7 protein-coding genes are annotated in these 14119 nt (G+C 67.2%); 3 read left to right on the forward strand and 4 right to left on the reverse strand.

Annotation, left to right across the window (positions count from 1 at the left end; all coding sequences use genetic code 11):
* Positions 1 to 68: 68 nt before the first annotated feature.
* Positions 69 to 1169 carry a quinone-dependent dihydroorotate dehydrogenase gene (locus SRU_RS12500; RefSeq protein ID WP_011405098.1) on the reverse strand — a complete coding sequence of 367 codons (1101 nt, stop codon included), beginning with the start codon at positions 1167 to 1169 and terminating at the stop codon, positions 69 to 71.
* Between the two features lie 116 nt (positions 1170 to 1285).
* On the opposite strand from SRU_RS12500, the gene SRU_RS12505 reads away from it, so the two are divergent.
* Positions 1286 to 2098: a PhzF family phenazine biosynthesis protein gene (locus SRU_RS12505; RefSeq protein ID WP_103017434.1), complete on the forward strand. Its 813-nt coding sequence runs from the start codon at positions 1286 to 1288 to the stop codon at positions 2096 to 2098.
* Between the two features lie 13 nt (positions 2099 to 2111).
* Here SRU_RS12505 and SRU_RS12510 read toward each other — a convergent pair whose 3' ends face one another.
* Entirely contained in the window at positions 2112 to 5222 is a 3111-nt protein-coding gene (locus SRU_RS12510) for a basic secretory protein-like protein (RefSeq protein ID WP_237701740.1), read from the reverse strand.
* Positions 5223 to 5614: 392 nt separating this feature from the next.
* On the opposite strand from SRU_RS12510, the gene mrdA reads away from it, so the two are divergent.
* Positions 5615 to 7555, forward strand: coding sequence for a penicillin-binding protein 2 (mrdA, locus tag SRU_RS12515; RefSeq protein ID WP_011405101.1), 1941 nt, complete (start codon positions 5615 to 5617; stop codon positions 7553 to 7555).
* Positions 7552 to 8814 (forward strand): rod shape-determining protein RodA, encoded by a 1263-nt coding sequence (rodA, locus tag SRU_RS12520; RefSeq protein ID WP_011405102.1) that lies wholly within the window; start codon positions 7552 to 7554, stop codon positions 8812 to 8814. Before mrdA ends, rodA begins: the two co-directional genes overlap by 4 nt.
* Positions 8815 to 9227: 413 nt before the next feature.
* Here the strand turns inward: rodA and SRU_RS12525 are convergent, their stop codons facing one another.
* Together SRU_RS12525 and uvrA are read right to left on the reverse strand one after the other, a co-directional pair.
* A complete protein-coding gene (locus tag SRU_RS12525; protein ID WP_011405103.1) occupies positions 9228 to 10646 on the reverse strand; it encodes an ammonium transporter in 1419 nt (472 codons plus the stop codon).
* Between the two features lie 143 nt (positions 10647 to 10789).
* Complete coding sequence (uvrA, locus tag SRU_RS12530) at positions 10790 to 13840, reverse strand: excinuclease ABC subunit UvrA (RefSeq protein ID WP_011405104.1); 3051 nt, start codon at positions 13838 to 13840, stop codon at positions 10790 to 10792.
* Between the last annotated feature and the right edge of the window lie 279 nt (positions 13841 to 14119).

A 14119-nucleotide genomic window follows, 5' to 3' on the forward strand; every position in this document is an offset into this window, starting at 1 on the left:
GTGAAGAATGCGAGCACGCAGGCCCTACCTGTGAGCCTGAGCGCTGTTTCTGAGAGTGCTGTGTTCGGTCACGCGTCTGCCCCCACGGCGTTCTCAAGAGACGCGTACCCGTCGTCACTGAGCCGCGCCACGAGGCCCTCTTTGATGCGCCGCACCAGCCCGGGCCCCTCGTAGACGAGCGCCGTGTAGAGCTGCACCAGCGAGGCCCCCGCGCGGATCTTGGTGTAGGCCGACTCCGCGTCGTGCACCCCCCCAACCCCGATGATCGGAATTTCGCCGTCGGTCGCCCGGTAGAGGTACTGCACGAGACGCGTGGCCCGTGCCTCCAGGGGGGGCCCACTGAGCCCGCCCGCCCCGATCTCGTCGAGCCGGTCCGCAGACGTCTCAACCCCCTTCCGGTCCGAGGCCGTGTTCGTCGCGATAAAGCCGTCTATGTCGTGGTCCGCCGCCACCGCAAGGATCTCTTCCAGCCGCGTGTCGAACAGGACGCGGTCGCTGAGGGGGGGACTCAGTTTGACGAGCACGGGCACCGCCAGCCCCGGCGCCTTTTGCTCCGCCGTGATGGCGCCGAGCAACGCATCGAGGGCCGCCGGGTCCTCGAAGGTCCCTCCGTCCGGCGTGTTCGGGCACGACACGTTGAGCGTCACGTAGTCCGCCTGCCCGACCAGTTGCCGAAAGCTCGTCCGAAAGTCCTCCAGGGCCGCCTCCCCCATGATGTCGGGGTCGTGGGTCTTGGCCAGGTTGATGCCCAGCGGGCGCGCCCGGTCCGACCGGCTGTGCTCCAACCGGTCCGCGACGGCCTCCGCCCCGTCGTTGTTGAGGCCCAGACGGTTGATCAGGGCCTGGTCCTTCGGCAGTCGGAAGGCGCGCGGCGTCGGGTTGCCCGGCGCCGGCTGGGCACTCACGGACCCGACCTCCACAAACCCGAACCCGACCGCCTCCCAGAACGGCACCGCCCGGGCATTCTTGTCGGCCCCCGCGGCCAGCCCCACGGGATTGGGAAAGGTGTCGCCCCAGAGGCGCTGCTTGAGCCGCTCGTCCTCAAACTGATACCGCGAGGCCACGAGTGGCAGGACCGTGCGCTGTGCCACCCGCGCCCCCCACAGGCTTGCCGTGTGCGCCCACTCGGGATTCAACCGAAACAACAACGGCCGGAGAAGACGGTACATACGGGCTCGGTGTCGTCGGGTAGAGGGTGAGGGTTCATCAATCACTCCTCCCATTGGACCTGTACCCGGGACGCTTCGTTTCTCCACGATCTGCAACGTTCCAATCCCCCCCTCCCATGCCCACCCCCCTCTACCAGGTTGACGCCTTCGCCACCGTCCCGTTCGCCGGGAATCCCGCCGCCGTGTGCCTACTCCGGGATGACCGCGACGCCGACTGGATGCAGCAGGTGGCCGCCGAAATGAACGTGTCGGAAACGGCTTTCCTACGTCCCTGGGACGAGGAGGCAACCTACCAGTTACGCTGGTTTACCCCCACCGACGAGGTGGCCCTCTGCGGACACGCGACGCTCGCCAGCGCACACGTCCTCTGGGCGACCGACCACGAGGCGGCCCGCCCCGCCCTTCATTTCGAGACGGCGAGCGGGCGCCTCACGGCCCGGCGCGACGACGGATGGATCTGGATGGACTTTCCCGCCGATCCGGTGGCCCCGGCCGATCCGCCCACCCCACTTCTCAATGCCCTCGACGGAGCAACGCCAGAGGAGGTTGGATGGAGCGGGCGCGACTATCTCGTTCGCCTGCCGGACGCGGGCGCCGTGCGGGCCCTGCAGCCGACCCTCTCGCCCCTACACACCCTCGATGAGGCACGGGGGGTGATTGCAACCGCCCCGGCCGAGGCCGACGACGTCGACTTCGTGTCCCGGTTCTTCGCGCCCCGCGTGGGGGTCCCCGAAGATCCCGTGACGGGGTCCGCCCACTGCGCCCTCGGCCCCTACTGGGCCGCCCGGATGGGACGCACCGAACTCACCGGCCGGCAGGTGTCTGCGCGGGGCGGCACCGTCCGCGTGCACCTCGACACGCCCGACGCGGAACGGGTCGCGCTAGGCGGGCGGGCCGTCACCGTCGTCGACGGCCGCCTCGACGCGTAGTCCTCATTTTGCCCTACCATCCAGGCCGCAGGATGACCCCGAAGTCCCAGTTTTTGGTACGTTGGAACGTGCGGGCGTAGAACGCCTCCATGACGATCGCGCCCAGCACGTTCACGCGCGCCGACACGCCGGCGCTCGTCACCGGTTGCGCGGCCACGGTGCGTTCCGTACTGCCGGTGCCCAGGCGCCCGGTTGCGTCAGCCCCAATCGTGCTCGAGGAGAAGGACAGGTCCGTCAGGTCCTCGTTGGTCCACGTCACCCCGGCATCGGCGAAGGCCACCAGGTCGGTCGGCAGGTACTCGAAGGTCGCGAGGCTCAGCACCTCCGGCCCAAGAAGCGGGAGGCGTAGCTCGACGCTCCCGAGCGCCATGCGCGTGCCGTACAATCGCCCGACTCTGCAGGATTCAAGATTGGCTCGACAATTCGGCTCTTCGAGCAGCGAATTGAAGCTGTACCCCCGCACAAAGCCGGCTTGGTAGGGATCCCCGAGCGTTTCGCTGATGAAGTTGTCCGTCAACTCTCCGCTAAACTCGTTCGCCCCGTAGTTCCCGCGGTGGAGGCCCCGCACCGCAAGCGTGACGGGCTCGCGGTAGAAGTACCGCCGGTAGTCGGCCAGCACCGACACGAAGTTCCGGGACCCGAACTGCGGCGTCACCTGAAAGCGATAGCGCCCGCCCTGCAGGGGCGACGTCAGGCCCGATCGCGAGAAGTCCCCGACATACGCAAGGCTCGTGCGCGCGAAGTAGATGGGATCGCGGACCGTCCCGGCATCGATCTCTTGGGACTGCCCGAACCGGTTGAACGCGCGGACGGTCTGGCTGAAGCCGTAGCGTGTGCCCCCTACGCCAAGTTCGAGCCGGTTCGTCTGGGAGAAGGGATAGCTCGTCTGCGCGCCCACCTGCGTCCGGAAGATCCGGTTGACGATTTGCACAAACTGGCCGCTTCGGGTACGCCCCACACGCCCACGGGCCGACGGCTGGTGCGAGATGCCCACGCCGTAGTTGAATCGGTTCTCCTGGTTGGAGTAGAAGACGCCCCCGCCGATGTCTTTGATCGTCCCGTTGGCCTGTACGAAGACGCTCAGGTTCCGATGGCCGAGAATATCACTGAACATGAACCCGATCCCCCCCGCCACCTGCGTGCCCACGGGCCCTCCCACCGAGGCCCCTACCGAAGGGGGCACGATGCGGTCGAGGCGGAGCCGATTGCTGGCCTTCGTCGTCTGGGTCGTGTCCACGTCCGTCAGCCCCGTCGTCGGATCCTCCAGGTAGCTGCCCACGAGGCCGTCCCCCTTCGGCTGCACCGGGGGAAGCAACGCGGCGGTGTTGGAGGCCTCCTCCTTCGGCGTCATCCGCTCGCCCTTTGTCTCCTCCGGCGAGAGCCCCACGATGGAGTACCCGCCGTTCGAGAAGACCGAGAACATCATCCGCCCGCTCCGCCGCGCCACCGACAGGGCCGGGGAGAGGGCCGTAATGCCACTCACGCCGGTCTTCAGCTCCGTCACGCGGTAGGTCGCCTCCTCGTCCAGGTCGTAGCGGTACACGTCCTTGAAGCCGTCCTGGTCGGCAACGAAGTAGATGCTGCGGCCGTCCGGACTGAACTGTGGGTTGTGCTGCATGCCCGTGGAGAAGGGCCGAATCGTGCGAATCTCGCCGGACGCGACGTCGATCAGGCCGATGCGCTCCTCGCCGTACTCCAGCGTCTCAAAGTTTGTCCCGTCCCGCCCGCGGTCCGTCGTAAACGCGAGGGTTTCCCCGTCGGGCGACCACGTCGGCTGCAGGGCCGCGTACCGGTCGTTGGTGAGCTGGCGCACGTTCTTCTGGTCCAGGTCGTAGACGTACAGGTCGCTCAGGCCGCCCTCCAACCCCGAAAACGCAATGGACTGCCCGTCCGGCGACCAGGCCAGGTTGTGAATGGCCCCCACGTTCTCCACCGCCGTCCGCGTCCGGATCTCGCCCGTCTGGACGTTGAACGTGTTGATTTCGTTGCGGCCGTCCGCGAACGTGATGAACGCAAACCGCCGCCCGTCGGGCGACCACGCCCCCGCCGAGTTGATAAACCGGAGCGCGTCGAAGTGTGGATTCGACCGGGTCCCCTCCAGTTCCTGCACGATCTCGCCCGTCTCCGCGTCCGCGACGAAGAGGTTCGTGTTGAAGAGGTTGCGGCGCGAGATAAAGGCCACGTAGCGCCCGTCCGGGCTCACCGCCGGGGAGATGTTGAGCTGGTTGTCCGCCCCGGGGTCCCCGATCACCGCCGTGCCCACCGAGTCCACCGGCGTCCGTCCGTCGGTGGCCGGCAGGAAGGCATCGCGGGTAGACTGCTTCCATTCCTCCGACAGCGAGTCGGCCGTGATGCCGAGCGTGTACACGAAGGCGGAGTCAAGCCCCACCCGCCCACTCATTTTGTAAAGGTCCGTGACGGTGGCGTCGCCGTACTTGCCGCCGATGTAGGCCATGTAGGCCTGGCCGTAGCGGTAGGGAAAGTAGGACTGCTGGTCGCGCGTGAGCTGCCGAATTGTGGGCAGGTCCCCGCGCACGGCCGCGTCCCGCATCCACATCGCGGTGTGTGAGTCCTGCCGCCCGATCGACAGGTATTCGGCCATTCCTTCAATGAACCACAGCGGCATGTTGCGCAGCGAGAACCCCTCGTTGTTCTTGCGCAGGGCAATGTCGTACTGAAACGAGTGGACGAGCTCGTGGCCGAGCACATGGTCGGTCTCCCCGTAGCTTCCTGTGAGCGGCATGATGACGCGCTCCTTGATGCTCTCCGTCACGCCGCCGGTGCCCTGTCCCAGTTGCCCGCGCACGGCATTGGTCTGCTGAAAATCGGGGCTGTTGGCGTAAAAGATCAGCGGCTTTTTCTTCTGAAACTCTCGGAGGAAGGTCCGGGAGTGGCGATCGTACCACCGCTCCGCCATCCGGGCCGCATCCTCAACGGCCTGCTGCTCCTCCGGGTAGAAGTAAATCTCAAACTGATCCGTCTCGAAGGAGCGGAAGTCAAACTGTTCGTACTGGACCTTATTCTGCCCGAAGTACTGGGCCGACGCCGGCCCTACGGCCCCAATCATCGAGGCGACCGAGAGCGCAAGGAGAGCGAGAGCAAAACGCACAGGAGATCGTTGCATAACGGCCAGGGACATCAACGAGGCTTTACGAAATTTACACCCGACGTACGGCCCTAGGTGTATTGGTTGGAGTACGGAAGGGTTCAATCGTTACGCTCCCCCAAATGGGAGCGTGCCCGGAACGGAACTTGCACCTTTAAGACACGCATCCCGTCGACAATGCCCAGGGTTCGGTTGAGATGCGCGTCTAGACGGCGCGAGGTTTGGAGTCCGCCTTCTCCGAAAACTAAAACTTTTGGGCAGAATTGAGGGTCCGCCACGGATGGAACGAGACTGTTTGCTCTCGCGACGGCTCAGGACCCATTTCGCGCCTTCCGCCGTTTGGGCTCAAATGATGGGCTGCCCCCCACTGTCATCCTCCGACGCACACTCGCCGCCCCGACCGCGCCTGCATGGATGAGTATCGCACCCGCGTCCGGATCTACGCCGGGGTCGTCGTCTTTCTCTTTTTCCTGCTCGGCCTTCGTCTGGTGCAGCTCCAGGGCTTCAACGGCGCGTCCGAGGACGGCACGCCGCCCGGAAGCGCCGTGCGGGAGCAATCGGTAGAGCCGGCACGAGGGGCCCTGTACGCCCGGGACAGCACGCTCCTGGTGGACAACCGGCCCACCTACACGATTCGGATCACGCCCCGGTACTTTGACGCGTCGAAGGCCCCGCTGCTGGCCAATCTACTGGGCGTGGCCGACTCGACGGTGCGCCGCCGACTGCGGGAGGCGCGCGAGCGGAATGCCTTCCGCCCGACGCCCTCGTTTCGGGAGGTCTCGTTCGACACGTTCAGTCGCGTGCAGGAGCACCTCTACGAACTGCCCGGCGTGTCGTACGACGTGGAGTTGAGGCGGCGCTACCACACGGCCGCCCGGGCGGCCCATGCCCTCGGCTACGTTCACGAGATTGACGAGCAGGCCCTGTCCCGCATGCCGGCGGACTACCGGGCCGGCGACCGCATCGGCCGCACGGGCCTGGAGCACGCCTACGAATCGATCCTTCGGGGCGACCGGGGGCGCGAGATGGTGCTCGTGAACGTGCACGGGACGGAGGTGCGGGAGTACCAGAACGGCGCCATGGACACTCCTCCGGTCGGCGGGCACGATCTCCACCTCACCCTCGACCACGAGGTGCAGGCCCTCGCCGAGTCCCTCTTCGTGGGGAAGCGCGGCGCGGCCGTTGCCCTCGACCCCGACACCGGCGGCATCCTTTCCCTCGTCAGCACGCCGGACTTCGACCCCTCCCTGTTTGCCCGGTCGGTCAGCACATCGGCGTGGGACAGCCTCCGCTCGGACCCGAGCGATCCGCTCTACAACCGCGCCACGCAGAGCGGCTATCCCCCAGGCTCCACCTGGAAGCCGTTCATGTCCCTCGTCGCCCTCGAAACCGGGATGCTCACCGCCTCGGAGCGCATGGACTGCCCGTCGAGCTACCAGATCGGGCGCCGGGCGTTCAAGAACCACAACGGACAGGACGAAGGGCGCATCACGGTGGCGAAGGCCCTGGAGGTGTCCTGCAACACCTTTTTCTACCAGGTAATGGAGAATATGAGCCTGGCCACCTGGCACGATTGGGCCCTGAAGTTCGGGTTCGGCCAGGAGGTGCCGCTCGAAGGATTCCGGCAGGAGCCGGGACTGATTCCGGACTCCTCCTATTTCGACCAGACGTACGGCCGCTGGACCGACGGGTACACCATCAACCTTGGCATCGGACAGGGCGACATGTCCGTCACCCCCCTCCAGATGGCCCGGTACGCGGCGGCCCTCGGCAACGGCGGCCGCCTCCCCACGCCCCACCTCGTCCGCAAGGCCGTCCACCCGGAGACCGGGGCGGCCCGGCGCCCCGAGCTGCCTCCCCCGGACCCAATTCCGGTCGATCCCTCCCACTTCGACGTCGTGCAGGAGGGCATGCACCGCGTCATGACCGACGGCACCGGCCGGTGGGTTCAGATTCCCGACATCCCCAGCGCCGGCAAGACGGGCACGGCCCAGAACCCGCACGGCGAGGACCACTCGCTGTTCATCATGTTTGCGCCGTACGACGACCCGGAGATCGCCCTCGCGGTGGTCGTCGAGAATGCGGGCTACGGGGCCACCGCCGCGGCCCCCATTGCGAGCCTGATGGCCGAACAATACCTGACGGGCTCAATCGCGGACACGTGGGAGCGGCGCTACTGGAAGCGACGCCTGCGGGAGGAGGTGCGCAGCGCCCCGGAGGACGGCGCGCCCTCCCCCTCCACGTCTCCCTCGGAGACAACGCCCGCCGTCCAGGCCACTACGCAACCCGCCGCCCCGACGCCCGCTGACTCGTCCCGCCCCAGTGCCTCATCGCCGACCGATCGCCCATGAGTCCCCCAGCCCGGAAACTGGATCCCTGGACGCTGCTGCTCTGGTTGGGGCTCGCGGCCGTGAGCCTCGTGGCCCTGTACAGCACCACCCACGGCCCCGCGGCCGAATACATCGGCCCAGGCGTCCAGGATAATTTCGCCCGTCAGTTTCTCTGGATTGGCGTGTCGATCGCCGGCATTGCGGCCACCCTCCTGGTGCCCGTCCGGTTTCTCCGGTACGCGGCCTATCCGGCCTACGCCGCGACGCTCGTCCTCCTCGTGTTGTGCCTCGTGATGGGGGTAGAGGTGCATGGCACCCGCGCATGGCTCGCCCTCGGGCCGCTGCGGCTGCAGGTGTCGGAGCTGGCCAAGGTGGGAACGGTCCTCGCCGTGGCGCAGCTGCTGTCCGAGCGCCACACCCGAGCCGGGCAGGACTTGAGTTTTGCCCTGAAGGCCGCGGGCCTCATCGTCGCGCCGGCCCTCCTCGTCATCCTCCAGAACGACCTGGGCACCGCCCTCGTCTTCTTCGGCCTCGTGCCCATCATGCTCTTCTGGAGCGGGCTGTCCCTCTCGGTCCTCCTGCTTATGGTTTCGCCCGCCATCGCGGGCTACTTTGCGCTGGTGTCCACTCCGGCCGCCCTCGGGTTCGCCGTCCTGTTCACGGGCGGGCTCTGGGCCTACTCCGGCCGGCGCTCCATCGCCGCCCTGGCGGCCACCTTCACCGCCGGCGTGACGGCCCTCATCTCGTTCGTGCTCCGCAAGATCCTCCAGCCCTACCAGGTCGACCGTCTGCTGTCGTTTACGAACCCGGGAGCCGAGCAATTTCGGCAGGGCGTGGGGTTCCACCTGGTGCAGTCGAAGGCGGCCCTCTATTCCGGTGGAATCTGGGGCACGGGCTTCATGCAGGGGCCCCAAACCCAGGGCGCCTACGTGCCGGAGCAGACGACCGACTTCATCTTCAGCGTCGTGGCCGAAGAGTTCGGCCTCGTGGGGTCGCTGGTGGTCCTGGGCCTGCTGGCCGCCCTCCTCCTGCGGCTCATCAAGCTGGGGGCCGACGTCAAGCACCCATTCGGCAGCATCGTCGCCGCGGGGGCCGTGGGCGTCTACCTAATCCACATCTTCATCAACATCGGCATGGTCACCGGCATGCTGCCCGTGATCGGGCTTCCGCTGCCGTTCCTGTCGTACGGCGGCTCGGCCATGCTCGCCAACACGGCCCTGCTGGCAATCGTCCTCAACACCCACATGCGTCGGGAGGACCTCTCGATCTACGGATATTGAGGGTGGAGGTTGAGCGTGAGGGGTTGAGGGGTCGAGCGTTGGGGTGCACCTCAACAGTGGGTGTGCACTGCAGAAGCGCTGGTTTGGCGTGCGACGACCGTGGCCCGACTGCTCTCGGCTGACAGACCGCCGAAGCACCCCGAGACGCCGCCGTCTGCGGTCCGTCATCGGCCGTTTTCGCGAGGGGGGCGCACCAGCTCGCGGACGTGGAATGCGCCCATCGTTGTACATCGGCCCCACACACGAACGGCCGCAGGGGCCAGGCTCCCACCGGGCCCGACCCTGCGGCCGTCGCGCTTGCCGTAATGATGAGCGCCTGTCCCCGCATTGCGAAACGCGCCTCCCCCTCCCCCCGGAGGAGAACACCGCTCGTTCTCCTCCGGGCACAGGGAAGTGGTGGAGGGGCCGCGCCGCTACCGGGCAACGACCTCGTCCGCCTCGGGCGCCGGGGCCTGACGGTCCCCGTCCGTCGTGAATTCCGGGTACGCCTCGACGTCGTGCTCCATGCGGTCGAGCCCGACCGTCTCTTTCTTGCCGTTTAGGCGAATGCCAATCGCGGCGTCGACGATCGAGAAGACGAGGTAGCTGACGGGGAAGGTCCACAGGAACGCCGCCGCCACGCCCACAACCTGCACGCCCACCTGCGACAGGCTGAAGCCGGCGGAGTTGAACAGGCCCGCGGCGATGGTGCCCCAGGCGCCGGCCAGCCCGTGCACGGCGATGGCCCCCACCGGGTCGTCGACGTACCACTCCAGCGCGCGGGTGCCATAGACCACGACGGCGCCCGCGATGGCCCCCGTGAGGATGGCGTACGGCGGCGTGAGGGCCGCGCACCCCGCGGTAATGCCGACCAGGCCGCCGAGCACGCCGTTCAGCGTCATCGTGGCGTCCGGCGTGCCGCCGTCGATCCAGGTGATGGCCATGGCCGCCACCGCCCCGGCCCCCGCCGCGACGAACGTGTTCATGGCAATCTTGGCGATCGCGGTGGACCCGGCCGTCGTGGAGCCCGCGTTAAAGCCGAACCACCCGAGCCACAGGATAAACACCCCCAGCGCCGCCAGGGGAAGACTGTGCCCCGGAATGCTGCGCGGCGTGCCGTCGTCCGCGTACTTGCCCACCCGGGGCCCCACGACCAACGCCCCGGCCAGCGCCGCCCAGCCGCCGACGCTGTGCACGACCGTCGACCCGGCAAAGTCGATGAAACCAAGCGCCTCCAGCCAGCCGCTGCCGTTGAAGAGGCCGCCCCACGCCCACGCCCCAAACACCGGATAGATGAGCCCCGTGATGGTGACGGAGAAGATCAGGTAGCCGCTGAACTTGATGCGCTCGGCGACCGCGCCGGAGACGATGGTGGCCGCCGTGGCCGCAAAGACCGCCTGGAAGAAGTAGAAGGCGTAGACCCAGGTCTGCGGCTGGTCGCCCGTGCCGGTGAGGAAGAAGCCGTCGGTCCCGATCAGGCCGCCCCAGGAGGTGCCGAACATCAGCCCGAAGCCGACCGCGAAGAAGACCAGCGCCCCGGCCGAGGCGTCCATCACGTTCTTCATGATGATGTTTACCGCGTTCTTCGCCCGCGAGAAGCCGGACTCCAGCAGCGCAAAGCCCGCCTGCATAAAGAAGACCAGCGCCGCGGCGAGGATCGTCCAGACGTAATCCAGATTCGTCTGTGTTTGCTCGGCCGATTGCAGCGCCTCGGCAACGTTTGCGGGGTCCGACAGCGGCATGGCCGCAGCCCCAATGGGTACGAACAGAAGACCGACGACGGCGAGAACGAACGTGCGTATCCGCATTCCGAAGGCGAGTATTTTTTGTGGTGGGAGCGATACTGACGCCACTTACTCTACCAATACTCCCCTAAAACCACAAAAATTCGACCTTCATAAAAGCGCTCCCAACGATTACGGAACCGCTTCCGGGCGTTCTTTTAACAGGATCACCACATTTCAGGAGCTCCTGTGCGGACGCTCCTCCCACCTCGTCACTCCGCCGTCGGCTCCGGCTGTCCCGACGAGAGGCCGTCGCCCGATTCGCCGACGGGGGCCGTCTTCTCCGCGTCGGTCTGCGCGGTTCGGGTGCGCTCCAACTCCTCCCGCAGGTAGGCCGACGTGTGCGTGTCGGCCTCCGCCAGGGCCTCGGGCCGGCCCTCAAACAGGATCTCACCGCCCTCGCGCCCGCCCTCCGGGCCGAGGTCGATCACGTGGTCGGCCTGCTTGATGACGTCCATGTTGTGCTCGATGACCATCACCGTGTTGCCCTCGTCGACGAGCCCGTGCAGGACGTTGAGGAGATGACGCACGTCCTCGAAGTGCATGCCGGTGGTCGGCTCGTCGAGAATGTAGAGCGTATCGCCGGTGCCGGGGCGGGAGAGCTCCTTCGAGAGCTTCACGCGCTGCGCCTCCCCGCCGCTGAGCGTGGTGGACGACTGGCCGAGGGTGAGGTAGCCGAGCCCCACCGCGTCGAGCGTCTTGAGGGTGCGGACGAGGCGCGGCTGGTTCTCGAAGAAATCGACCGCCTCCGCCACGGTCATGTCCAGCACCTCGGCGATGTTCTTGCCCTTGTACTCCACCTCCAGCGTCTCGGGCCCGTAGCGCTTGCCATCGCACGCGTCGCAGGTCACGTCCACGTCCGGCAGGAAGTTCATCTCCAGCGTGACCGTGCCGGTGCCCCCGCACTTATCGCAGCGGCCCGGGTCGGTGTTGAAGCTGAAGCGGCTCTTGGTGTAGCCGCGGATCTCTGCCTCCGGCAGCTGGGCGAAGAGGTCGCGCAGGTAGTCCATCAGCTTCGTGTAGGTGGCCGCGTTGGAGCGCGGCGTGCGGCCGATGGGCTGCTGGTCGATCTCGATGACCTTGTCGACGTGGTCGATGCCCTCGACGCGGTCGTAGGGCAGCGGCACCGTCTTGGCGTTGTGGTGGTGCCGGTGTAGAATCGGAAAGAGCGTCTGGTTGACGAGGGTCGACTTGCCGGAGCCGCTGACCCCGGTGACGCAGATCAGCGTTCCCAGCGGAACGTCCACGTCCTCCCCCTTCAGGTTATGACCCGTGGCCCCCTTCAGCGTGATCGACTCGCCGGTACCGTCACGGCGCTCGTCGGGCAGCGGGATGACGCGCTCGCCCTGCAGGTAGGCGGCGGTAAAGCTCTCGAAGTCGTAGTGGTCGCTGTCGTAGTCCGCGGCGCGCTCGGCCACCTGCTGCCGCGCCACGCCGTTGTCTTCGATCTCGTGCTCGGCCGCGCCATTGGCCGCCGTACCGTTGGTCTGCTCCACCGGATCGACCGTCAAGACGGACGGCGGGCCCGTGGTGATGACGTGTCCCCCGTGGATGCCGGCCCCGGGGCCGAGGTCGACCACGTGGTCGGCGGCCTCGATCATGTCGCGGTCGTGCTCTACCACGACGACCGAGTTGCCGAGGTCGCGCAGGCTTTCGAGGCTCTCGATGAGGCGGTCGTTGTCGCGCGGGTGCAGGCCGATGGTCGGCTCGTCGAGGACGTAAAGGACACCGGTCAGCTGCGTGCCCACCTGCGTGGCGAGGCGGATCCGCTGGCTCTCGCCCCCGCTGAGGGTGCGGGCCGGGCGGTCGAGCGTGAGGTAGCCCACGCCCACCCCGATGAGGAAGTCGAGCCGCTCCCGCACCTCCTTCACGATCGGTTCTCCGATGCGCGTCTGTCGCTCGGTGTCGAACGGGACGTCCTCCACGAAATCGCGGAGCCGGGTGAGGTCCATCTGCGCCAGGTCGGCGATCGACTTGCCCCCGATGCGGTAGTGTAGGCTCTCGGTCTTCAGGCGCCCGCCGCCGCAGGCGGGACAGTCCATCTCGCGCATGAACGACTCGGCCCGCCGCCGCTTCTTCGACGAGCTCGTCTCTTCGTAGGTGTGCCAGATGTGGTCGTAGAGGCCGTCGAAGCGGTGCTTGTACTGCACCTCGCGGCCCTTGTAGCCGTATTCGATCTCGAACTGCTCCTCGCCGGCCCCCTCCAGGATCACTGCCAGCTGCTCGTCGCTCAGGGCCTCGATCGGCGTGTCGAAGTCGAAGTCGTACGCCTCCGCGACCGCCTCCAGCTGGTTGAAGATCCAGATGTCGCGCGGCTCCCCGAGCGGGGCCAGCGCGCCCTCGTTGATCGTTTTCTCCGGGTGCGGGACGACGAGCTCCGGCGCAATTTGCTTGGCGGTCCCCAGCCCCTCGCACTCCGGACACGCGCCGTACGGCGTGTTGAACGAAAACATGTTGGGCGAGGGCTCCTCGTAGGAGAGGCCCGTCTCGGGGTCCACGAGGTCGCGGCTGAAGAGGTGGTCGCCCGTCTCCACGCCGTCGGGCCCGTCGACCACGTCCGCGATGAGGGTGCCGCCCCCCATCTCCAGGGCCGTCTCGACGGACTGGCTCACCCGCGAGCGGATGCCGTCCTTGATGGCGAGGCGGTCGATGACCACCTCCACGTCGTGTGTCGCGTAGCGCTCCAGCTTCATGTCCTCCTCGTAGGTCCGCATCTCCCCGTCCACGCGAAACCGCTCGAAGCCCTGCGCGGAGGTCTGCTCGAAGAGCTCGCGGTAGTGGCCCTTGCGCCCCCGCACCACCGGCGCCAGGATCTGCAGGCGCGTGCCCTCGGGGAAGTCGAGGATCCCGTCCACGATCTCGTCGTCGCTCTGCTGCCGCATGCGGTTGCCCGTCTCGTGGGAGTAGGCGGTGGCGGCCCGGGCGTAGAGCAGGCGCAGGAAGTCGTACACCTCCGTGACGGTGCCGACCGTGGAGCGCGGGTTGCCGGAGACGGTCTTCTGCTCGATGGAGATGACCGGCGAGAGGCCGTCGACGTAGTCGATCTCGGGCCGCTCCATCATCTCTAGGAACTGGCGGGCGTAGGCGCTCAGGCTCTCCATGTAGCGCCGCTGGCCCTCGGCAAAGATCGTGTCGAACGCGAGGCTCGACTTGCCGGACCCTGACAGGCCCGTCACCACGACGAGCCGGTTGCGGGGAATGTCGAGGTCGATGGCCTGGAGGTTGTTCTCGCGCGCGCCGCGGAGGGTGATGTGCTCGGGCATGCGGGGAGTCGGCAACTTCGTGGAGGGGGATGCTCGGAGCAAGCGCCCTGCCGGGCCCTCGTGTTGCACCCCAAGGGCACTTCCTCGTTTCACTTGGGGCGCGTGATGCGTATTGCGTGAGGGCAAAGGCGCCTAGATTTCTACAGAAGAAGTTACACCGTCGGGGTGGGCACGCGTTTCTGGTTAGGACAGGGGTGTTACGGCAAGGATACGTTGCGTACCCCACCGAGAAATGGCGGGAGCGAGCCGACGAACGCAGTTCGGAATCCGAGGGGTCCC

The sequence above is a fragment of the Salinibacter ruber DSM 13855 genome (genome assembly GCF_000013045.1).
GTDB classification, from domain to species: Bacteria; Bacteroidota; Rhodothermia; order Rhodothermales; family Salinibacteraceae; genus Salinibacter; species Salinibacter ruber.